Here is a 21,659-nt window from a genome sequence, read left to right as displayed (position 1 = left end):
ACTCAGGCGCTCCAAATGAACGGCTCGTTGTCCGTGAGGACCCGGCCGTGCTTGGCGATCGCATCCTCGAGGTAGTCAGGCATCGTAAAGAGCGCCTGGTGGTAACGAGGCGTGTAGAACTTGTTCTTCACACCTCGGGCCAGAAACCTCTTCGCGATTTCCTCCTGGTCCAGATCGAGCGGATCGTATTTCTTGCTGGCCAAGACGAACCCCCACGGAAGCTGGAAGGTGGTGATGAACGCCGCATAGGGCCGGACGTACTTATACGTCTCCTTCATCGACTCCAGCGTGGCGGCCACCGCCGCGAAACAGTAGGGATACGCCATGTTCGCGCAGCCGGCCTGGAGCGCGAGCACTCCGTCGTCGCTCATGGCGTCGGCGCAAATCTGAAAGTACTCCTTCGTGAAGAGGTAAACCGCGGGACCGGCCTCGAGAGGGTCGGGCAGGTCGCTTAGGACCACGTCAAACCCCGCGCCCTTGTTGTCTTGGAGGTACTTTCGAGCGTCCGTGTGAAGCAGCGTAGTTCGCGGATCGTCAAAGGCCCCCTTGTGCCATTCGGGCATGTGCTCCCTGACCATCCCGACAAGCTCCTCGTCGATATCGATCATCACGGCCTCTTTGACCGTGTTATGCGAAAGCCCCTCGCGCAGCGTGGCGCCTTCGCCGCCTCCGCAGACGGCCACTTTCTTTGGGTTTGGGTGTACCGTCATCGCCGGCTGGCAGAGGGACTCATGGAAGATAAATTCGTCGAGGCTGGAACTCTGGATCTTCCAATCGAGGAAGAGGGTCTTCCCAAAGGTTGGAATGTCGCAGATTTGGTATTCCTGGTACTGCGTTCTCCCGCTGAGATGCATTTTCTCGACGGTGAAATGCCAGGTCATGGCATCGGTGTGCGTCTCAGTGATGAAAAGGCCGGTGGATTGTTGGGTCATTTTGGTAACCGAGAGTCGAGCAGTTCGGTCCCGCTCGTCAGACAGGTCGGACTTGTCGGACACGTCCGACTGGCTCCTTTTACCCCCCAACCTCACTCTTAAGCCCTCGACGGACAACGAGGAACTTCATCTTGTTCGGCTGGAACCGGCTCTGAAGCACTTCGATCGCGCGGTGGACCTTGATGGTGCCACCGCAATAGAAGAGGTCCACTGCGGCATAGCCGTGCTCGGGCCAGGTGTGAATGGTGTAGTGCGACTCCTGAATGATCACCGCGCCGCTGACGCCATAGGGCTCAAATTCGTGAAAACTTGTGGCGACAGTTGTTGCCTCGCTCTCGTCCGCCGCATGGCGCATGGCCTGGCCGACAGTGTTCACTCGAGTCAGGAGTTGCTCCGGACAACCGTAGAGTTCGATGAGCAGGTGCGAGCCTAGCGCCGGGTCGCCCTCATCCACGGGGAAACCTTGCTCGTCACGGCCGAGCCATTCCTCAAACGCCGCGACGTCGTCAGACCGAACAAAGGTCCAGCCGGGCTCGCGGGTAACCACGGGCGCGGCCAGAATCACGGCTGATCGCGCGTTGCCTGAACGTCCCAGCGTGAACAAGCGGACCAACCAGGAGCCGAGCCGCTGCCAAAGGCTAGGTGTGGGGGAAAGCGGAGTCCGTCGATCGGACTCCAATGCGATGGCCGCCAGGGCGACAAAGCTACTGAAAACAAAAATCGGGACCAATCACATCGACCTCACAAAGTTATCCGTGCGCAGAAACCAGCGGGGCTCACACGCTACCCTACCAGCCTCACGGCTAACCGCGAAGCGGGGGAATATTACCACAGGGGGGTGGGGGTGTCAAGTTCGGCGGCGCGGATCACGCGTTCCCAGCATTTATCCTACGGTCCGATGCGGGGCACGAATCCGCCCAGCCAGCCACCGTCGAACAGCGCCTCTCCGCGCATCCCTTCGCCACAGCGTGCCCAGACCTCCGGACGCGTGTAATACTCCGCGACGCGCCCATCCGAGTGTTCGAGCTTCACCAGGTACCTGGGTTTGTTCTGATCTTCGATCTGCCAGCCCTCGAAGATCGTCCGGCCCTCGTCGTCCAGCCCAAACCTGGCGATCACCCGAACACCAGGGTCCCGATAGACCGCTTTTCCGGTCCCAACCTGAGCGGCGCGGCTCGCCCGAAACCCCTGAACCAGCCCGGACACGACCATCGCTACCCCGGCCACGATAGGGACGAAGCCAAGGCCCTTTAACGCGTACATCAGCCCGTCTGAGCCCTTGCTGTTGAGGAATCTGAGAGCCCCTCCCAGAGTGAACACCCACAGCATCATGAAGCCGAAAACGATGGAGCCGAACCCTCCATAGACGAGGCAGCCAATCCAGGTTTCCTTGCGGGCGCTCACCGCCTGATCATGGAAGTCGGCGGCGCTTCGTGTCAACGCCTCCGCCCACCGGCGTCCTCCGACACCTTTGCGAGATGCACTCGTAAACCTGCAAGAAGTACTTCTCAAAACCAGTACTTTCCTATACAATCTGAAAAGCTCGCATCGCGCCGCAGAGTTGCCAAGGAGGCACCGTGAGTACAAGTTCGACCGCCATCGCCATCTCCCCCGACTCCCATCGGCTCGAAAGGGCGGGCCGATCGGTTAGGCAGTTCATCGAGCATCTGGAGGAGAGCGGCGCCGTACTGGACTACCGCGTCTCCAGCGACGTCGTTCCGCGAGTCATTGAACGAGAGTCCGTCGGCATTGGGCACTCGGTGGACTTTCGGTCGCCCAAGGCCGGGTTTCCCGAGGCCTTCAAGGACCGTGTGGAGGCGTATGGCAGGGCGCTCTCCATCTGCAAGCAGTTGCAGATGCAAGTTCAGTGGAAGGAAGATTCGGCCCGCGCGGAGTTTCTGCTTGCGGGCGAGCCTGAAACCGACCGAAAGCTGGGCCTGAGGGAACGGATATGGCTCGCTATGCAGCCCAAAGCCTATCGCGCGCTCCTCGCGCTCGGCAAGACGCTGGTCAGCAAAGGGTTTCGCGTTCGCGAGCCGTTCGCAGCGCGGCTCGTCATGATCGAGCGAGACTATCATGGCTTCGCGATCTTGCTTCGCTACCCTCAACCTCAAGGAGAAGACGAGGCAGGGATTCAGGCGACCTACGACCGCATCGTGCCGCTGATTGCAGACGCTTTTGCCAGGCAGTACAAGATCAAGGCGGAAACTGAGCGCGAGGGCGACCTCACCTCGATCTTCTTCACGACCCACAAAGCTTATGTGTCCTCGCTTTATGGGGTTCGGCCGCAGTTTAGGCTGGTCGCCAAGCGGCCCAGGGTTTGGACCCCCCTGGATTTCTCCCTCTTCAAGGGGTCCACCTATCGCGCCTGCAAGAAGCTCGTCAGCAAGTACAAGAAGGACTTCATCGTTGCCAGGAAGCCGTTTGAGACCGCCGGCGTCCTTGGGCACAGCGTCATCCTTCAGTACAAGCCTGGGGCAGGCGGAAAGGTCGTGGACGATTCGTACCTGCTGACCCTCGGCCGCATGGCTGAGAAACTTAAAGACGACTATCGGCTCCAGGCAGCGGTTCGCCGGAGTCCCGAGGCCAACAGCATCGTGGTGACCTTCTACTCCGGCCGCGAACCGGACTGGAAATCGAGCAAGGCCTATCTCTCCTAGGTGCGACAGAGACAGAATGGGATCATGGAAGCAGGCGATCGGCTGCTCCGGATGCAAGACTGGCTGCGTTTTCTGGTTGGTTTGACAGTCCTGGGAATTGTCGGCGTCTTTGGGCTGGGAAGTCCAACGAGCATCCTGTCAGACCTTATTGGGATGACCGGGCTCGGCCTTGCCGTTGGGCTCGGGTTCCTAACTCCAAGACGCCACCTGCGTACCTATTTTCGGGTCATGAGCCTGTATTTCTTTGCGATGGCCCTCTACTGGCTGCTGGTTCCTGCCAAGTCGCCACTCTACTGGTTGGCGTTTGGATTCGTCTCGCTTCTGATGGCGCTTTGCGCCCGCGAGATAGGCCGACGGGAGGGGCGGGAAGAGCCGACCGAGAGTTCCGAAACAGGTCGATAGCTAAACCTCTCCCGACCTCTTTCGCTCCAGGAGCTCGATCATGCAGCCAAACGGTTCGTAGGCGTCGAAGTAGGCGTACTGTCCCTCTCCCATGTCGCCGCGCTGGATCAGGGTCACGCCGTGAGCCTTAAGGTCTTCTGCAGACTGAACCATGTTCTCGGTCCAGAACGCCAAGTGATGGACGGACTCCCCGTTCCGCGCCAGCCCCTCTTCCCAGGCGCTGTTCTCACCCACCGGCTCGACCAGTTCGAGCTGCACCCCGCCTAGATCAAAGAAAGCCAACCTAACTCGAGCTTCGGAGGCCACACCCCGATACCGCATCCGCACCTTGTCGCCCGAATCCACTTCAATCACCGGCGGCACGTCAACCCCCAAAGCCGCCGCCCATCGGCGCGAAGCGGCCTCGATATCGCGAACACCCATCGCGACTTGCGCCAGTTTGAAGCCCTTGAGGGGTGAAGGAGTTTCCATGATGGTCTTCATAATAGCGCCAGAGGCCATGCGCAAGCCGATCCTCCAAACCGAACGGCTCGATCTGGTCGAGCTGGAGTGGAACGACCTAGGGTTTCTTGTCGAAATGCTCGGCGATCCCGAGGTCATGCGCTTCTGGCCGAGGCCCTATCACGCTGAGGAGTGCGAGCAGTGGATCGAGAGACACCGGGCACGCTATCGCGATCACTCCTACGGCTATTGGCTCGCTCTGGATCGCGCTCTTGGCCAGCCCATCGGGCAAATCGGGCTCTTACACCAGGAGGTCGGGGAGACCACCGAACTCGGTCTGGGTTGGATCGTCCACCGGCCTTTCTGGAGGTTGGGCTATGCCTTTGAGGGAGCCTTGGGCTGCCTGAACTACGCCAGGGATGTGGTCGGCGCCCAACGTACGATTGCCCTCATCCGCCCGGAAAACGAGCCCTCCATGGCGCTCGCGCGCAAGCTGGGGATGTCGTTCGAGCGGGTGGTCCCCTACTTTGACTTCGCGCATGCGGTCATGGCGATCAAGCTTTGACAATGGCCGGTATCACGTGCCACCCATCGCCCTTAGGTTGAGCTTTCGGCCGCCAAGCGACGGTTTCCCAGACTTCAGGTTCGATACAAGCGCCCCATCTGTTCCGACTTGAAGCTCGCGCATCGCATAGGCCCCTTGCTCATAGGCGAAGCTGGTCCCATCGTCGTCGTAGAGCCACCCTCGAGCGTGTGCGGCGCCATAGCGGCGAACTTCGAACGGCTCGCTCTCCCCATAGGACGCGTTCTTGACGCCTGTGGGCAAGGCGGGGATAAGCGCACCGTCCCGAACGAAGAGGGGAATCGTTTCCAGACCGGGCTGGACCTCGATCGTCTCCCCACTTCCAACCAGGACCCCGGTATGGAAATCAAACCAGCGACCCTTTGGGAGCCGCACCTTGCGCGACCTCTGACCAGTAAGCATCGGGGCCGCCAAGAGGTCGTCTCCCAGGAGGAACTGGTCCATCTCCTGGCCGCCGTCGACAAGGGCCATGGGACGAATGACGGGCAGACCTTCGAAGTGGTACTTCGCAAAGGCGGTGTACAGGTACGGCACGAGCTGGATTCGAAGTCTCATAGCCGAGCGCACCGCGTCTTCAAACCCTGGGAAGCTCCAGGGCTTCGTCCCCGACGCCCAGGCGTTGAGTTGGGCGATGTGCGAGACGGCGGCCGTCTGCATCCGGCGAACCCATTCCTCGCCATTTGCGGCATCTCGGGCTTCTGCACACCAGAGCACGCCGGCGAACCCCGTACTGATCATGCCTGTGAGGTACTCGCGATGGTCGTAGGTGTCGCTGTAGATCGCATAGGGAAATCGACTGGATCCAGCGTTCGAACCGCGAACGAGCCCGAATGAGCGCCTGCCTTCTTTGCGATAAAGGTCTTCGAGGGTTCTCTGCCAAAGCAGACCGTACACCTGGCGCATCTGAACCCCCGAGAGCCCCGAAGGAAACGCCGCGTGGTCGGGCCAAAGCCAATTGTCGAAGCCGTCGACTTCGTCGATCTTGTAGCCGCTGACGCCGATCCGCAGATGCTCGTTCTGGAAGTAGTCCGTCAGGGTCTTCTGAGCGGCGGGCTGCATCATATCGGGAACAGCGCCGAGCCAAACCATGTGGCTGCCAAAATGGCCCTCCAATGCCTCATATATGGGAGATTTTTCGGACACATACGGGTTGGTCCAAAGGTTCACGCGAACTCCCTTTACGGACATGTCTTTCACGAACCGCCCCGGGTTCGGGAAGCGCTTAGCGCTCCATTCAAAGGTGCAAGGGTAAGAACTGGACTGCCATCCTGGCTCCAGGCCGATCACGTCGATCGGAAAGCCGCGCTTCTCGAACTCCGACACTTCGCTTGACACGGCGTTCTGGTCCGCAAGCGAGGGCGTTCTGTGCCAGAACCCTAACGCCCAGCGCGGGGGCATGGCGCCACCCCCACAGAACAGGTTGTAGCGCTGCACGGCCTGCATTGGGGTTGGGCCCTCGAACCAATAGATCGTGAGTCCTGGACCCTGCACGCTGGCTTCCACAGCGCCCGAGAAGGGCTGTGCGTCCCATGCCGGATCGGTGTTTCGGTCGCGGGCTGGAGGATTTGGAGCGCCGCGCTGATTGCCAATGCCGACACTCACTGTGATGGGCCGCGATGTGTCGAAGAGCACCGCATAGCCCCGGCTGCTCACATAGAGCGGCACCGGAGCATGCAGCCGCTCGTTGCCCGAGGAATAGTGATCGACGCGCAGCCGATAGATGCCGTCGCGCCGGTTCAGCCCGTGCATCTGAAGTCCAAGCCCGTAGATCTTTTCGGAGGGCTCGATCGGGATGCGGGCCGAAGCAAATCCTCCGGCGGCCATTCCTGAGGAGCCGGAATCGGCTGCCAACCCTCTGCCAAGGCCCTCCAAACCCACCTTGGCGGGTGTTCCTCCCGCCGCCGTCATCAAGGTCGGAAGGTCTCGCCTGCCGACCTGAGCCTGCCATACACCAGGTGCTACCGGTTTCCACACCAATGTTCCCATCGAACCACCCAGCCCCGCCGCCACAAGTATCCCGACCATCGCGATCAGTCTAGTGGATTCGATCGAGCCCTGTCATTGGCGTTGTCGCTCTCCCTTGGCCTATAGAACACCCACGATCAGCCGGCTTGGAGTCTTGCCGGACACATACACTCGGTGCGTCGCCTTTTTGAAGTCGGAAGCCTTGGCCGTCATGATGTTCACGAAGGTCTGTGGGTTCCGGTCCATCACCGGAAACCAAGAACTTTGAACCTGCACCATGATCCGGTGGCCCTTGCCAAACGTGTGCACCACGTCAGGCATCGTGAACTCCACTTTCTCAACCTTGCCCGGCTTCATCGCAATCGGCTTTGACCACGACTGCCGGTAACGGGCCCTCATCGGCTCACCGCGAATGAGCATCTGATATCCGCCCATCGGGTAATTGGCTTCGCGCGGGGACTTTGCGCCGGAGTTGTTCGGGAACACGTCGATCAGCTTCACCACAAAGTCGGCATCGGTGCCCGTCGTCGAAACAAAGAGGGAGACCTTGACCGGTCCAGCCAACGTGGTGTCCTTGGCCAAGTCGCCCGTGCTGAACGTGAGCACGTCCGGCCGGGTCCAGGCAAAGCGCTGATCCTCGATCATGTATTGCCGAGGCATGCCAGGCGAAATCGAGCCTGAGGAGGGCACCGGCTTGGCCGGATCGCTCAGGTATTCCTCAAACAGCCCTTTGGCCGTCGAGGCAGTGAACCCGAGCTTGCCCCCTTGGCCCAAGTAGAAGGATGTGGCCCTCGCGTCCTTTGTGGGCCACTGCCTGAATTCACGCCACTTGTCCGCGCCGACGTCGAACAACGTTGCCTCTGCAATATTCGGCGCATCGGCGTCCAGCAGATAGTGCCTGAAGAACGGCTTCTGCAGGTTGGCTCGAAAGTCTTCGCCCGTCTTGGTGGTCCACTGGATGTCGTGGAGCGACGTGCCGGGGCCGCCGTTCCATGAGCCGTGGTACCAGGGTCCCATCACGATCTTCGTGTTGTTTTGCGGTGAGAACTTCTCAATGGCTTCATGGATCTTCAGGGGGCCCTGCAGATCCTCCGCGTCCCACCACCCTCCGACGATGAGCACGGCCACATTGCCTGCCTTCTTTAGGTGCTGCGGCACGTTTTGCGGCGCCCAATACGCATCGTAATCAGGATGCTCGACCCACTTCTTCCAGAGCTCGATGCGGTTCATGTTGTACTTCGTCAACGCGTTGGCGATCGGCCCCATGCGGAGGTAGAAGTCATAGCCGTCTTGAGTGTCCATCGAATAGGCGCGTGGACCATAGCGCTGGGTCGGGCCGTCTCGCTTGACGCCAAATCCGGAGAGGAAACCCATGGCGTGGGGCAGCCAGAACGCGCCGTTGTGGTGCATGTCGTCGCCAAGCCAGTTGTCCGCCATGGGCGCCTGCGGGCTCACGGCCTTTAGCGCGGGGTGCGGCTCGATCAGGCACTGTGCCGCGTAATGCCCGGGAAAACTCGTGCCATAAACCCCTACTCGGCCGTTGTTGTTGGCCACGTTCTTGAGCAGCCAATCGATCGTGTCCCAGGTGTCCGTTGCCTCATCCACCTGCCCAGGCTTCTTGTTGGGGATATAAGGCGTCATCCATTGGAAACCGCCCTCCGACATGTACCGCCCCCGAACATCCTGATAGACGAAGATCATCCGCTCCTGTGTGAAGGTGAACTCCGGGCCCAGCGAATCCCGATAGTTGTTGGCGCCGTAGGGAGCGCAACTGTAGGGGGTGCGCATCATCAGGAAGGGCGTTGCCGCCCCCGCGTCGCTGGGTGCATAGATGGTCGTCCACAGCTTGACGCCATCCCTCATCGGGATCTGCACTTCCATCTTATTGAAATGCTCGCGAACGTAGCTGCTCTGCGCCGGAGAAGTCGACAAGACGGCTATGAACAGGGCCAGGGTGAACGTGGTCTTTCGGATCATGGGTCCAGATTTCGCCGGACAGCGGCTCTGTCCTCCTGGGGGAACTCGGAACTCACCATCTTTCGGTATGATCCTGCGTCATGACCAGTCTGAAGCAGTACATCCGCGATGGGATGAGCCAAAACACCAATCTCTTTCTCGACGACCTGAAAGCGATTCCTGAAGATCAGCTTACGCAAAGTCCCGGGGGGTGCGCGAGGACGCCCGCCGATCTCAGCTTTGAGGTCTCCTTTGTGGCCCGGCGGATCGCCAAGCGGCTGCGCGGCGAGGTGCCCGACCCATGGACCCCCATGCCCTGGACCAAGGCGCCCGAGGGCTACACCACCAGGCAGCAGATGGTCGAAGACCTGGAGTCGTCGCTCTCCGAACTGCTTGCTGCCTGGGATACGTTCCCGGAGGACCAGATGGAGACCCCGATCATGGTTCCGTCTGGCCAGACTTCAGCTCTGGAGATTGCGAGCATCGCCGTGCGGCACCCGATCTATCACGACGCCCAGCTTGCCTACATTCAGACGCTGACCGGCGATGACGCTATGCATTGGAAGTTCTAGCGGGAGTCTTTCGAGGTTTTTAGCCCGTATCTATACTGTAGCGTCCAGATTAGTTTTGGGGACGATACCGGAGGTTAAACATGGGCTTCCTTACCGAGCTATGGATGCCGATCGTCGTGTCGGCCGCGCTCGTCTTTGTAGCCAGCAGCGTCTTTCATATGGTGCTTCCGTTCCACAAGGGAGACTACGGCCAACTCCCCGATGAGGCAAAGGTCGACGAGGCTCTCCAAGGGGTGCCCCCGGGACAATACATGATCCCCTACTGCACCTCGGAGACGATGAAATCGCCCGAGATTCAGGAGAAGATGAAGACCGGGCCCATGGGCACAATCCGGCTTTGCGGGCCGTTCAGCTTCGGCAGGAACCTGGGGCTTATGTTCGTGATCAACCTGCTGGTGAGCGTGTTCGTGGCGTATCAGGCGCATGCGATGAACCTGTCCGGAGACTTCATGCACGTGTTCCGTATCACCGGCGTGGCTGCGGTCATGGCCTACACGTTTGGGTGGATGCCGGGGACTGTTTGGTATGGAACCACGAAGTCGGGGTTCTGGGCCTACCTCTTTGATGGCATCGTCTACGGGCTGATCACCGGGGCCGTGTTTGGCTGGATGTGGCCCCAAGCGGCTGCGGCGGCCGTATAGCTCCCCTGGTCTCCCACCCCAACCCCTCCCTCAGTTTCCGCTTCGCGAAAACCAAGGGAGGGGCTCCTATAGGTCAGGGTGGGACACAGAACTTCCTATGCTATAATCTCGTCGTCGCCCGCGCGACCGCTATGACAGACAACTCCTGAATTCGGCCACCTGCTCAGAGCCCACACATACCTGGGTTCGAGCCCTGCCGTTCGTCATCGCCAGGAGTTTCCCTTGTTACAAGCCTTCCACCTTTCCTATCAGCCCGGGCCGCTTTCTGCCCCTCTTTTCGAATCACTGAACCTCTCCGTCGACCGAGGGGAACTTGTCTGCCTCATCGGCCCAAACGGGGCCGGAAAGAGCTGCCTTATCCAGATTCTCGCGGGCTTACTCTCGCCAAGAAGCGGCCGTGTGGTGTTGCAGGACGGCGCGACACTGGCCTACGTTTCTCAGGATGTGGCGACGCGGGTCGAGGGAGCCCTTGTGGATGCCCTGCTTCCCGCGGGCCACGACGGCGCGACCAGGGCTCAGCTTAACCGAGCGATCGCCAAGCTGGGCATTCTGCCCTCGCGCCTTGATGAACCCGCGGTTCACTTCAGCATCGGGGAACGGGTCCGCGCAGAGATCGCGCGCGCCGCCGCATCGTCGCCGGACATCCTGCTTCTCGACGAGCCCACGAACCACCTAGACCGTGAAGGCAAGGACTGGTTGGTGCGGTTCTTGCTCGGCTGGCAAGGGTCCTGCCTCATGGTCTGCCACGACCGGGCCGTGATCGACGCCGTCGCCGACCGCACTCTCGAACTGAATCGCGGCGGGCTGTCCGAATACGCCGGCGGCTACAGCGAAGCGAGGGAGGCCAAAGCCCTGGCCGAATCCCAGCAGCGCGCCGCCTACGAGCGGAGCCAAAAGGAGGAGCGGCGCCTCAAGCGCGTTGCTCTGGAAACGATCGCCCACGCCGTCTCGATGACGAAGCGCCCATCGGGCCAGACTTACGATCCCTTTCACTCGCCGTTCTATGCGGCCAAGGAAGCCAAAATCGCGAAGACGGCACGCGCGCTCAGGAGAAAGGCAGAAAAGGTTGTGACTCAGAGAACCGAAAAGCCCTTCGATCCCGATGAGGTGTCGCTCAGGTTCAGTTCGCGGCCGCTGCGCTATTCGGACGCCGTCACCGTTCGCGGTCTGTGGCAGCGCTTTGGCGATCGTGAACTCTTTTCTGGACTCAACCTCACGGTGTGTGCCGGTGAACGAGTCGCGCTGCTCGGGCCCAACGGCTCGGGAAAGACTACGCTCCTAAAGATCCTGCTTGGCGAGATCGCGCCGGACCGCGGCACAGTGCTATGGGCGCCGGACGCCAAGGCGGCCTATCTCACCCAGGGTCGAGAACGACTGGACGCTGAGTTGCCTCTCGCCGAAGCAATCGAGGGCGATGAGGACTCTGTGCGTACGTTGCTTGCGTGCTTGGGGCTGAGGAACGTCGCCGCCGAGAAGCCGGTTGGCGTGCTCTCGGTAGGCGAGCGGACGAAAGCTGAACTCGTGGCTCTGTTACTCTCTCCCGCCAACGTCCTGCTGCTCGATGAGCCAACCAATCACCTCGACGTCGCGGCGATGGAGGCGCTGGAGGAAGCGATCCTTCAGTTCCCTGGGGCCGTCGTCTTCACCAGCCACGATGCGGCCTTCATCGAGCGGATCGCGACGGGGTCTCAGCAGCTCGGCGCAGTAGCGAGGTCTTGAGGGGGACTGATCCGATTCAGGTTGCATTCCCCTGTAACTGAATCTATACTAGACTGTCACTGTTGCCGGCCGATACGGCATTGGTTGGGGCCGGGAACTCGAGACACAAGGAGAAGTCCGCCCATGTATATGGTCATTTCGCGCTGGCGCGCCAAACCCGGGAAGGCAGAAGAAGTCAAGAACAAGTCAAGACAGGTTCGAACGATGCTCCGAGCCCAACCCGGGGTCGTGTTCCTGAACACGATCTTCGACGGCGAGGTTGCCACGGCCGTCCATGCCTACGAAGATGAGGCGGCCTATCAACGGCTCGTGATGGATGAGAACGGGGCCTTTGCCAAAGCCATGAAAGAGCATGGTTTGGAAGAAGCTGCCGACTGGATCGACAGCGTCAAAGGCACTACTGAGGACTAGGCCCTTAATGAAGGGGGATCGCGCCTTGCCGTAGCCGAAGTCGATGGCGGCCAAGGCTAAACAGTGATCTCGGACCGTCGTTCAGAAACTCGCCGCTCGCTGTGATCGAGGATCTTCTTCCTGAATCTCAGAGACTTTGGCGTGACCTCCAGGAGCTCGTCGTCACGGATCCAAGCCAGCGCCTGCTCAAGCGAGAAATCTTTGTGCGGGTCAAGGGCCATGGTCTGGTCGGAAGTCGAGGATCGCATGTTGTTGGCGGCCTTCTCTTTGGAGATGTTGACCACCATGTCTTCGTCGCGTGAGCACTCGCCCACGATCATGCCGCCATAGACATCGGTGCCCACTGGGCAGAAGAGCTGGCCGCGCTCCTGAATGTCCTCATAGGCGTACCGGGTGACCTTGCCCGGGTCCTTGGCGATGAGCGAACCCCTGGATCGGGACTGCACTTCGCCGCGATAAGGCTGGTAGCCGAGGAGCATCTGCGCCAACAAGCCCTCACCACGAGTAAGGGTCAGGTACATCGACCGAAACCCGATCAGGCCGCGCGTGGGAATGCTATAGATCAGCTTGGCGCGTCCATGCTCGTTGCGGGCCATATCGCGCAGGTCGGCCTTTCGGCGGCTAAGCTCCTCCATGACCGGGCCAACGGAGTCGTCCGGCAGTTCAAGCGCCAGTTCTTCGATGGGCTCCTTGACGCCCTCGTCATCGCGCCTGAGCAGCACTTCCGGGCGGCTGATGGCCATCTCGTAGCCCTCGCGGCGCATGGTCTCGATCAAAATGGCAAGCTGCAATTCGCCGCGCGCGTTCAGCTTGACCGTCTCGGGCGGAGCGGTGTCGTCAATTCTGAGCGCCACGCTGATCTTGGCCTCGCGCTCCAACCGCTCGCGAATCTTGTGGATGGTCAGGAATTTTCCGCCATCGCGCCCGGCGAGCGGCGAAATGTTCGCGTAGAAGCTCATCGCCAAAGTCGGCGGCTCGACGGCGATGGGCGCCATTTCCTCGACTTGTGAGGCGTCGCTCAGGGTGTCGCTGACCTGCACGTCATCGAGCCCCGAGAGCATCACGATCTCGCCGGCTTTGCCTTCGTCGATCTCTTTGAGCTCGATCCCTTCGTAAGTCCAAATCTTGGTGACCCCGAACGAGAGCTGCTTGCCTTCTCGCGAGCGGACCATTCGGTCGCCGACCTTGATCGAGCCCCGCAGCAGCTTGCCGCCGAACATCCGGCCCAGATACTCCGAGTAGTCGAGGTTGTTGACCTGCAGCATCGCCGGACCCTCACGCTCGACCGACGGCGGCGGCACAGCATTCACGATCATCTCGAACAACTCGCGCATGTCGTGTTCGGAGCCATCCGGCGAGACTCGTGCAAAGCCCCCCGACCCGCTGGTGTAGAGGTGTGGGAAGAAGATGTCGTCTTCGCTTGCACCAAGGTCGATGAAGAGGTCGATAGTCTTGTCGTAGGCGTCGAGCGGCCTCGCTCCCTCACGGTCGATCTTGTTGATGCACACGATCGGCTTGAGCTTGTTCAGCAGCGCCTTCTTCAGCACGAACCGGGTCTGGGGCATGGGGCCCTCATTGGCGTCGACGACCAGGAGCACACCGTCCACCATGCTGAGCACCCGCTCGACCTCCCCGCCGAAGTCCACGTGGCCTGGAGTGTCGACAATGTTGATCTTGTAGTCCTTGTAGTGGACGCTCGCGACCTTGCTGAGGATGGTGATGCCCTTCTCGCGTTCCAGGTCGCCGGAGTCCATGACGCGGTCGTGCACGTGCTGGTTGGCGCGAAAGAGCCCCGCCTGCCGAAAGATGGCGTCCACGAGGGTGGTCTTGCCATGATCGACGTGCGCAATGATGCCGACATTGCGGATTTGAGAGGGCATGGGGAGATGAGATTGTACCTTGGCGCGTCGTGGCTGGCTTATAAAGAGAGGCGCGCCTCTGTATCTTCGTTAACCGTCCGCACCTGCCATTTTTGCCTGGATTCAGCCAGTTTGTCGCCAGATCTGTCAAACAGACTTATACTATTAGCCGTGGCGCGGGTTCTGCCGCACCACGGAGGATCATTGTGTTGAAAAGAGCATCAATTCTAGCTGTCCTTGCGTCGGCTGTTAGCGCGCAAGCCATCGTCTTCGACTGGGAAAACCTCTCTGAAGGCGATTACGGCACCGTCTCGCAGACCGTTTCCGGCTTGACCGCGACCGCCTCGGGCGGCCAAGGCATCACCGTAACGTCGACTGGCTTCTCAGGTTTTGGCGGCGCTTCCCTCATTTCGTCTTCCCCCAACCCCCGGCCGAATATGCGAGTGGACTTCTCGTCAGCCGTTACTTCGGTTTCCGCCTACTTCGGCGATTTCGGCGCGGACGATGACGGATCCCAAACCTTGACCGCGTACAACGCTTCGGACGTCGTGGTCGATACCGACTCCGTCCTCTATGGAGGCGCTTCTGGGCCTGCAGGGCCGGTGTCTGTTTCCGGTTCCGGCATCGCCTACGTGATCTGCTCAGGCGAAGGCCCATTCCCGAACTCGATCTACTGGGATAACTTTGAAGTCAGCGCTGTGCCCGAACCGGCCAGCTTGGCCGTCGTCGGTGCCGGGCTGGTGCTTCTCGGTCGGAAGCGTTCACGCCGAGGTTAGTCTGGCCATCCTGCAGATGAGTCTTCTGAGGACTCAATGCCCATGCCCCCGTGGTTAATCCCATCGGGGGCTTGGGTGCATTGCCAAACCACCGTCTCCTCCGCGCACCCCCTTCCGCCCATGGGCCTTGAGGCCGGTCCTGGCCTGTCGGCTCCCGGCCCTCGCTTGTTCTGCCTCGACCCAACCTGAAGGCGACCGCCGACCCGATTTCCGAGAAAGATGTCGTTAGGCTCCGGAACGACTCCGGCAAAACCTGGCAAGCCAGCCTTCAACAGTCCCAATGAAGCTCGCTGAAGCAACTCGATTCGAAGCTGCAGCGACTCATTGACGCAAACAAAAAAGTAGAGATTCGGATCTCACCATTGCTCCGCAAACGGAGCACTCAGGTTCAACTTGGGGCTTGGTGAGAGTCGAGCGCCCACTCGCAAACCGCGGCGCAGGCTCTGGCCCCCACTAGCCAAACCACACTTCCAGGTACATCTTGTGCATGCCTGAAAGGTATGAGCTGCTCCTGGGCGACGAAGCGGTCGCTTGGGGGGCCATCGACGCCGGTGTCGCGGGCGCCTTCGGCTATGCCGGAACCCCTTCGACGGAGATATTCGAGTCCATCCAGATCTTCGCGCCGTTCCTGGATGCCAGATGGTCCGCCAATGAAAAGGTGGCCCTTGAAGAGGCGCTCGGCATGTCCTATGCCGGCAAGCGCGCCTTGGTCACGATGAAGCACGTCGGCCTAAATGTCGCCGCTGACCCCCTGATGAGCTCCGCACTGACAGGCGTCAACGGCGGGCTCGTCATCGCCGTCGCTGACGACCCGGGCATGCACTCCTCCCAGAACGAGCAGGATTCCAGGTTCTACGCCGAGTTCGCGCGCATCCCCTGCTTCGAGCCGAGTACGCACCAAGAGTGCTACGACATGGTCCGCGAGGCATTCCGGGTCTCGGAGCGTTTCCAGACCCCCGTGCTGCTAAGGCTCGTGACCCGACTCGCGCACAGTCGCTCGACCGTCGTTCTGCCCGAGGAAAACGAACGAGAGCGGCGGTCGGTCCTGCTCGATTTGCCCAACCCGAATGACTGGACGCTCGTCCCCGCCAACGCGCGCCGCAGGAACCGCCGTTTGCTCGATTTGCAGGCACAATTCCTCGCGTTTGCCGAAGAGTCGCCGTTCAACCGGCTGCGGCTCGCCGGCAAGCGAGGGGTCCTCTGCACCAGCACGGCCTACAACTACGTTCGCGAAGCCGTCGGCGAGGACGCAGCCGATTCGCTGTTGCGGGTCGGCGTATACCCGCTGCCGGGCAACCTGATTCGCAAGCTCGTGGACCACTGCGACGAGATCGTGGTCCTCGAAGAGGGCTACCCCTTCATCGAGTCGCGCCTATGCGGACTCTATGGGGTGCCGGGCAAGCAGATACGGGGCAAGTTGGAGGGCTCACTTCCCCTGGATGGCGAGCTTCTGCCGGACATCGTCTCTAGGGCGCTTGGAATACCCCAAGTTGAAGGGATGCCTGCAGACTCCTTGGTCGCAGGCAGGCCCCCACAGTTCTGTAAGGGGTGCCCGCATTCCAGCACCTTCAACGCAATCATCGACGCGACCGCAGGCCATGATCACCCCCTCATGTTCGGCGACATCGGATGCTACACCCTGGGCATCATGCCGCCGTTTAGCGCGGTGCATTCGTGCGTAGACATGGGCGCCTCAATTGGGATGGCGATGGGGGCCGCTCGTGCCGGAAGGCATCCCGTGCTCTGCACCATCGGCGACTCCACTTTCGCCCATTCTGGAATGGCCGGGTTGCTGGGGGCCGTCCACGAGGACGCGAACATCACCGTCATGATCCTCGACAACGCGACCACCGCGATGACTGGCGCCCAAGATTCCATGGCGACGGGCGAGGGGCTCATGGAGATCATCCGGGGGCTTGGGGTGAAGCACGTGCTCGACTTCGACCCCCTGCCCAAGCACCACGCAGCCAACGTCGCCGCCATCAAGGAGGGAATCGCCCACGAGGGCTTGAGCGTGGTCGTCGCTCGCCGGGCTTGCGTTAGGCTCAAACCCGCCAAGATCGAAGCCGCAAGCGCCGCAGCCGGAGGGCAGGAGTAGGCCATGCAGCTCAACATCATTCTCGCCGGTGTGGGTGGCCAGGGCATCCTGACGATTGCGCGGATCCTCTCCGAAGCGGCGATCGAGAAGGGCCTTCACGTCAAGCAAGCTGAAACGCACGGCATGTCCCAGCGCGGCGGAGCCGTCTATTCGCACCTGCGCATCTCCGATTCCGAGATCTATAGTGAGCTCATTCCTGCAGGGCGAGGGGACCTGGTTTTAGCCGTGGAGCCCTTGGAAGCCCTGCGTTACGTACCAATGCTCAAGCCCTCCGGAGCAATTGTCGCCAACACGAACGCGGTCGCGAACATCAACGACTATCCCCCCATCGAGACGGTGCTCGACCACATCACCGCGTTCCGAAACCACGTCGCGCTCGACATGGACAAGCTCGGCCGTGCCGCCGGTAGCACGCTCGCGGCAAACGTCGCCGCGCTCGGTGCGGCACTGCCCTTTCTTCCCTTTTCGGCCTCCGAAATCGAAAGCTCCATCGAGAGGGTCTTCCAGCGCAAGGGCGAGCGGTTCATCGACGTGAACCTTCGCGCGCTGCGGTTTGGCAGGACCGCGGCCTCGGCCTACGTCGACGCGCTCGCCAACGGGGCGCTCCCGCGAAGCGTCCGAAGCTGGATCGAGGAGATTCCGGCTGAAATGCTCGCCTCCGATGAAGCCCCCGTGTTTGCGGGGGAACCTAGCGCGGACGTTGGCCTGAGTGGTCCAGAAGCACACGCGTTCGAGAGCATCCTCATGGACGCCTATACCGAAGGGCGGCGCCAGCTCTACGAGCACGAGGTTTACCGGCTGATCGAATTGGTGGGCGCTATCGCGCCTCCACGTCATGCCTTCGTCCCCAAGGGCTCCTCGATCTCGCCCGAGGTGCTGGCCCAGTTTTCCGGACAGCAAGTGGTGGTGAAGCTGGTCTCGCCGCAGGTCATCCACAAAACCGAAGCCAAGGCCGTGCTCTTCGTGCCCAAAGAGATCGAGGCGGTTAAGCTGGCGATCGACCGCATGGTCTCCCGGCACGCGGAAACCTCTTCCGTCGCGGGCGTCCTTGTCGTCGAGTTCGTCGAGCACGAAGTCGGAGGTTTGGGCAGCGAGCTGTTCGTGGGCATCCGCGCCAGCCGCGACTTTGGCCCCGTGATTGCGGCGGGCTTGGGCGGGCTTGAAACCGAGTTTCTGGCCTCCAAACTACGGCCCGGAATTGCAGCCGCTAAGGCGCTCGCCTTCGAAGTGGATGCGGAAGCGTTTTTGGATCTTTTCAAGAAAACGGTCGCGTATGAGCTTCTCTCGGGCCAGGCCAGAGGGCACAAGCGTGTGGTCGAGGATCGCGAACTGCTGCGCTGTTTCGGCGCGTTCATCGCCATCGCTCGCAAGTTCTGCGTCGATCGCGGTGAAGAGGGGCCAGACATCGGCGAGCTGGAGGTCAACCCGTTCGCGTTCGTGGGCCAAAAGCCCGTGCCCCTCGATGGGCGGGGCCGGTTGCAGCCGGCCGCCAAAGATGCCCCCGCTAGGCCCAAAAAGAGCGTTGCGAACCTGCTCGAACCGAGCAGCATCGCCGTCATCGGCGTCCCTTCCAAGCCCGACGGCCTGGGGCGCGTCATCCTGGGCAACATTTTGCGCAGCGGGTTTGACGCCCGGCGAATCTGGTGCGTCAAGGAAGGCGTCGAGGTGATTGACGGTGTCTCGTGCGTCCCCTCGATCGAGGCTTTGCCGGAGCCTGTGGACCTGCTGGTGGTCAGCACCCCGAGCTCGGCGCTCCCCGAGGTCATTCGTTCAGCAACGGACTCCGGCAAGGTGCGGTCCGCCATTCTGATATCGGGTGGTGTGGGGGAGACCGAGGGCACCGAAGCGCTCCGCGCCGAGGTCGCGCGAGCCTTGTCTGAAGCAAGGGCCAAGCCTGAGGGGCCCGTCTTCTTGGGGCCGAACTGCCTTGGCGTGAGGTCTGCTTCCGGACCCTATGACACGTTTTTCGTCCCAGACGACAAGCTGGCAAGCGGCAGGTCGCTGCCTTCCATGCCCGTAGCGATCCTCTCGCAAAGCGGCGCGTTCGTCGTCTCCCGGCTCAGCAGCTTCGAAGGCTTCAATCCGAAGCTGGCGGTCTCTCTTGGGAACCAGGCTGATGTTTCACTCTCCGACCTGCTGGCCTACCTCGAGTCGAAGCCGGAGATCACCACTATTGGCGTTTACTTGGAGGGTTTTTCGACGCTGGACGGCCTAAAAGCCGCCCGGTCCATGAAAAGGCTGGCAGAGGCAGGGCGCAACATCGTTTTCTATAAGGCGGGCCGAACCGAGTCGGGGCGAACCGCCGCCCAGGGCCACACCAGCGCAATCGCGGGCGATTACGACATCTGCCAGTCTGCCCTGGAACAAAGTGGCGCCTTGGTGACCGAGAGCTTTCGCGAGTTCTCCCAGCTTCTGGAGTTGGCGGTGCTGCTCGACCAAAAGCAGGTTTCGGGCGGCAGGGTGCTCTGCATGACGAACGCGGGGATGGAGGCCGTGGCAGTGGCCGACGCGCTAGGAAGCAGCGGCGCTGCGGCCGACCCGGGCCATGAGCGGAATGGCGTTCGCGCGGGCCTGGCGGAGCTCACCCCGGACCTGGAGGCCGGCATCGGGGCCATTCTCACGGCCCACGGGCTTGACTCGATTGTGAACCCGAGGAATCCCCTCGATCTCACCCCCATGGCGAGCGAGCGGGTCTACGACGAGGTCGTGCGGCTTGCGCTCGATTCGAAGGACGTGGACTGCGTGGTGGTGTCCTGTGTGCCGCTGGCGCCTTCGCTCAAGACTCTGAAGGCCGATCTTGGGCAGGCCGATTCGTTCCCCGAACTTGCCAAGCGATGGCTATCGTCCGGGAAGCCGGTGGTCTTCGTCGTGGACAGCGGCGCCCAGTTTGACCCGCTTGCCGCCGCCATCCGCCGATTGGAAATTCCTGTGTTTCGATCTGCCGACGAGGCCGTGCTGCGACTTCGCCGGTGGATGGAGCACCGGTTGAGGAGATAGGCCCAATTACAAGGTGGCGGTGGGGCTACCCAGGCGGCACGCCTGGGCTACACAGATTGGGCGCACCCGACCCGCTCGGATGCCAGGAGCCCCAATGTCCAAATGTTCCAGTTCTCAAGTGCCTCAACGCCCCAACGCCTTTGCTCGAGTGGACCGATTCCGCTGTACAGCGTTCCTCGCAATGAAACTGGGGCCTCACCAGGTGCCGACCGACCGCCCCACCGCGGCGTCTAGGACCTGCTCGATGTGATACAGATCGTGCCCAAGCAGGAGGTTGGCTTGGTCGCAGATGGTCTGCTTTCCGCGCTCGCTGTGCACGACAAACTTGTCCCAGTCGCCCTCGCTCAGGTTCCTGAGCCAAGCGATGGTCGCGTTCCGACGGTCGGCGTAGGCCCCGGCCTCAGCCCTCCAATCGAGGGAAGCGTAGTTCATCGCGAGCGCCCGCTCCCCTTCGTCGATGCCTTCAATACTCGATCCCGAATCCAGTAACGCTGCCTTCATTCGGCCCAAGAGTATTGGCTCCCAATCCGCGAGGTGTGCCACCACTTCGCGGGGCGTGAAGCGGCCCGGATGCGTCGGCCGGTCCACCTTGTCCGGGGTGATCAGGCCCAGCAGCCGCTCGATCACGATCGGTCCTTTGTCGAGCGATGGAAACAGATACGGGTTCATGAGCGGATTCTAACCGAACCGGCATGGGGACGTTGGGGACTCTCCTCACCAACTGCGGCCGCTAATCTTGACAAGGTAGTATGAATTGGTGTCAGACGCCCCCAATAGCGAGCCTGCGGTAACCTCCAAATGGAGCAGGCGTGGCCTCCTTCAGGCCTGTGCCGGAGCGGCGCTGACCCCCAACCTGACGGCTCTGAGCGCCACTCTTGGAGCGCCCGCAAGCGAGAAAACCATGGAAACCACCGTTGGACCCAAGCTCGTCGAAGTACCCTCCGCGATTCCTGAAAAGGTCTATACGACGGAGAGCGTCGGCATCAGTCGAAGAACCCACGACGAACACCTGAAGCTCTGGCAGGGCTACGCTCGAAAGACCAACGAGATCCGCACCGCCCTCGCCGAGATGGGTGTGCCGGACCCCGCCAAGGCCAACCAGATCTATAGCCAGATGCGCGCGCTGAAGGCCGATTACTCGTTCGCCTACGAAGGGTTCGTCAACCACAACGTCTATTTCGACACCATTGGCGGGAAGGGCGGACCCGCTACCGGCAAGGTCGCCGACCTGATCAAGGAGGCCTATGGCTCCTTTGAGAATTGGGCCGCCGACCTGAAAGCCACCGGAATTGCCGCGCGCGGGTGGGTCTATCTGGCCTACGACCATGCCGAGAAGCGGGTTTTCAACTACCTTGGCGACGCGCAGAACACCTTCCCGATCTGGAACCACACGCTGGTTCTCGCGCTCGACGTCTACGAGCACGCCTATTATCTGGACTTCGCCACCAACCGTGGCGCCTACATCGACGCCTACCTGAAGGTCATCGATTGGGATGCGGTGAACCGGCGCGGCGAAGCCGTCTTGCTTCCCTAACCTTGGCAGGCAAAAATACGGGTTAGGGTTGTGTTCTCATGAAGCGCTTGGCACAAGCGCCTCGGATGGTTTACAGTATTAGGTGAGATGGACAGCAGTCTTGCTGTCCGCTA

Annotated in this window: 19 protein-coding genes; 11 read left to right on the top strand and 8 right to left on the bottom strand. The window is 61.3% G+C overall.

Annotated elements, in window-relative coordinates:
• Positions 1 to 2 precede the first annotated feature (2 nt).
• The 3 genes from HZC36_10495 to HZC36_10485 all read right to left on the bottom strand — a co-directional run bounded on the left by HZC36_10495 (position 3) and on the right by HZC36_10485 (position 2,336).
• Entirely contained in the window at positions 3 to 995 is a 993-nt protein-coding gene (locus HZC36_10495) for a spermidine synthase (protein MBI5707403.1), read from the bottom strand.
• Positions 996 to 1,011: 16 nt separating this feature from the next.
• Positions 1,012 to 1,353: an adenosylmethionine decarboxylase gene (speD, locus tag HZC36_10490; GenBank protein MBI5707402.1), complete on the bottom strand. Its 342-nt coding sequence runs from the start codon at positions 1,351 to 1,353 to the stop codon at positions 1,012 to 1,014.
• Between the two features lie 467 nt (positions 1,354 to 1,820).
• Positions 1,821 to 2,336, bottom strand: coding sequence for a hypothetical protein (locus HZC36_10485; protein MBI5707401.1), 516 nt, complete (start codon positions 2,334 to 2,336; stop codon positions 1,821 to 1,823).
• A 173-nt stretch (positions 2,337 to 2,509) separates the two neighbouring features.
• On the opposite strand from HZC36_10485, the gene HZC36_10480 reads away from it, so the two are divergent.
• A complete protein-coding gene (locus HZC36_10480) occupies positions 2,510 to 3,592 on the top strand; it encodes a hypothetical protein (GenBank protein ID MBI5707400.1) in 1,083 nt (360 codons plus the stop codon).
• Between the two features lie 24 nt (positions 3,593 to 3,616).
• A complete protein-coding gene (locus tag HZC36_10475) occupies positions 3,617 to 3,994 on the top strand; it encodes a hypothetical protein (protein MBI5707399.1) in 378 nt (125 codons plus the stop codon).
• On the opposite strand, the gene HZC36_10470 is transcribed toward HZC36_10475, so the two are convergent.
• Entirely contained in the window at positions 3,995 to 4,465 is a 471-nt protein-coding gene (locus HZC36_10470; protein MBI5707398.1) for a VOC family protein, read from the bottom strand.
• On the opposite strand from HZC36_10470, the gene HZC36_10465 reads away from it, so the two are divergent.
• Positions 4,464 to 5,000 (top strand): GNAT family N-acetyltransferase, encoded by a 537-nt coding sequence (locus HZC36_10465; GenBank protein ID MBI5707397.1) that lies wholly within the window; start codon positions 4,464 to 4,466, stop codon positions 4,998 to 5,000. The two genes, HZC36_10470 and HZC36_10465, sit on opposite strands and share 2 nt — an antisense overlap.
• Before the next feature lie 12 nt (positions 5,001 to 5,012).
• Here the strand turns inward: HZC36_10465 and HZC36_10460 are convergent, their stop codons facing one another.
• Positions 5,013 to 7,043, bottom strand: a complete 2,031-nt coding sequence (locus HZC36_10460; protein ID MBI5707396.1) for a DUF5110 domain-containing protein — start codon at positions 7,041 to 7,043, stop codon at positions 5,013 to 5,015.
• A 60-nt stretch (positions 7,044 to 7,103) separates the two neighbouring features.
• Positions 7,104 to 8,960 (bottom strand): CocE/NonD family hydrolase, encoded by a 1,857-nt coding sequence (locus HZC36_10455; protein MBI5707395.1) that lies wholly within the window; start codon positions 8,958 to 8,960, stop codon positions 7,104 to 7,106.
• Between the two features lie 80 nt (positions 8,961 to 9,040).
• On the opposite strand from HZC36_10455, the gene HZC36_10450 reads away from it, so the two are divergent.
• From HZC36_10450 to HZC36_10435, 4 genes are all read left to right on the top strand, one after another.
• A complete protein-coding gene (locus tag HZC36_10450; GenBank protein ID MBI5707394.1) occupies positions 9,041 to 9,511 on the top strand; it encodes a DinB family protein in 471 nt (156 codons plus the stop codon).
• Between the two features lie 80 nt (positions 9,512 to 9,591).
• On the top strand, positions 9,592 to 10,152 hold the full coding sequence (locus HZC36_10445; GenBank protein ID MBI5707393.1) for a hypothetical protein: 561 nt from the start codon (positions 9,592 to 9,594) through the stop codon (positions 10,150 to 10,152).
• A 222-nt stretch (positions 10,153 to 10,374) separates the two neighbouring features.
• Entirely contained in the window at positions 10,375 to 11,871 is a 1,497-nt protein-coding gene (locus HZC36_10440; GenBank protein MBI5707392.1) for an ABC-F family ATP-binding cassette domain-containing protein, read from the top strand.
• Positions 11,872 to 11,994: 123 nt separating this feature from the next.
• Complete coding sequence (locus HZC36_10435) at positions 11,995 to 12,282, top strand: hypothetical protein (protein ID MBI5707391.1); 288 nt, start codon at positions 11,995 to 11,997, stop codon at positions 12,280 to 12,282.
• Positions 12,283 to 12,338: 56 nt separating this feature from the next.
• Here the strand turns inward: HZC36_10435 and typA are convergent, their stop codons facing one another.
• Positions 12,339 to 14,162, bottom strand: a complete 1,824-nt coding sequence (typA, locus tag HZC36_10430; GenBank protein ID MBI5707390.1) for a translational GTPase TypA — start codon at positions 14,160 to 14,162, stop codon at positions 12,339 to 12,341.
• Between the two features lie 188 nt (positions 14,163 to 14,350).
• On the opposite strand from typA, the gene HZC36_10425 reads away from it, so the two are divergent.
• The 3 genes from HZC36_10425 to HZC36_10415 all read left to right on the top strand — a co-directional run bounded on the left by HZC36_10425 (position 14,351) and on the right by HZC36_10415 (position 20,012).
• Positions 14,351 to 14,917 carry a PEP-CTERM sorting domain-containing protein gene (locus HZC36_10425; GenBank protein ID MBI5707389.1) on the top strand — a complete coding sequence of 189 codons (567 nt, stop codon included), beginning with the start codon at positions 14,351 to 14,353 and terminating at the stop codon, positions 14,915 to 14,917.
• Positions 14,918 to 15,404: 487 nt separating this feature from the next.
• Entirely contained in the window at positions 15,405 to 17,015 is a 1,611-nt protein-coding gene (locus HZC36_10420; GenBank protein ID MBI5707388.1) for an indolepyruvate ferredoxin oxidoreductase, read from the top strand.
• A gap of 3 nt (positions 17,016 to 17,018) precedes the next feature.
• Positions 17,019 to 20,012, top strand: coding sequence for an indolepyruvate oxidoreductase subunit beta (locus HZC36_10415; protein MBI5707387.1), 2,994 nt, complete (start codon positions 17,019 to 17,021; stop codon positions 20,010 to 20,012).
• A gap of 195 nt (positions 20,013 to 20,207) precedes the next feature.
• Here the strand turns inward: HZC36_10415 and HZC36_10410 are convergent, their stop codons facing one another.
• On the bottom strand, positions 20,208 to 20,681 hold the full coding sequence (locus HZC36_10410) for a DinB family protein (protein ID MBI5707386.1): 474 nt from the start codon (positions 20,679 to 20,681) through the stop codon (positions 20,208 to 20,210).
• Positions 20,682 to 20,769: 88 nt separating this feature from the next.
• Here HZC36_10410 and HZC36_10405 point away from each other — a divergent pair, with 88 nt between their 5' ends.
• Positions 20,770 to 21,546 carry a superoxide dismutase gene (locus HZC36_10405; GenBank protein MBI5707385.1) on the top strand — a complete coding sequence of 259 codons (777 nt, stop codon included), beginning with the start codon at positions 20,770 to 20,772 and terminating at the stop codon, positions 21,544 to 21,546.
• The last annotated feature ends 113 nt before the right edge of the window (positions 21,547 to 21,659 follow it).

This window comes from Armatimonadota bacterium, from assembly GCA_016223145.1.
Taxonomy (GTDB): domain Bacteria; phylum Armatimonadota; class Fimbriimonadia; order Fimbriimonadales; family Fimbriimonadaceae; genus Nitrosymbiomonas.
The sequence above is the reverse complement of the archived record's forward strand: the minus strand, read 5'-3'. Positions and strand labels throughout refer to the sequence as shown.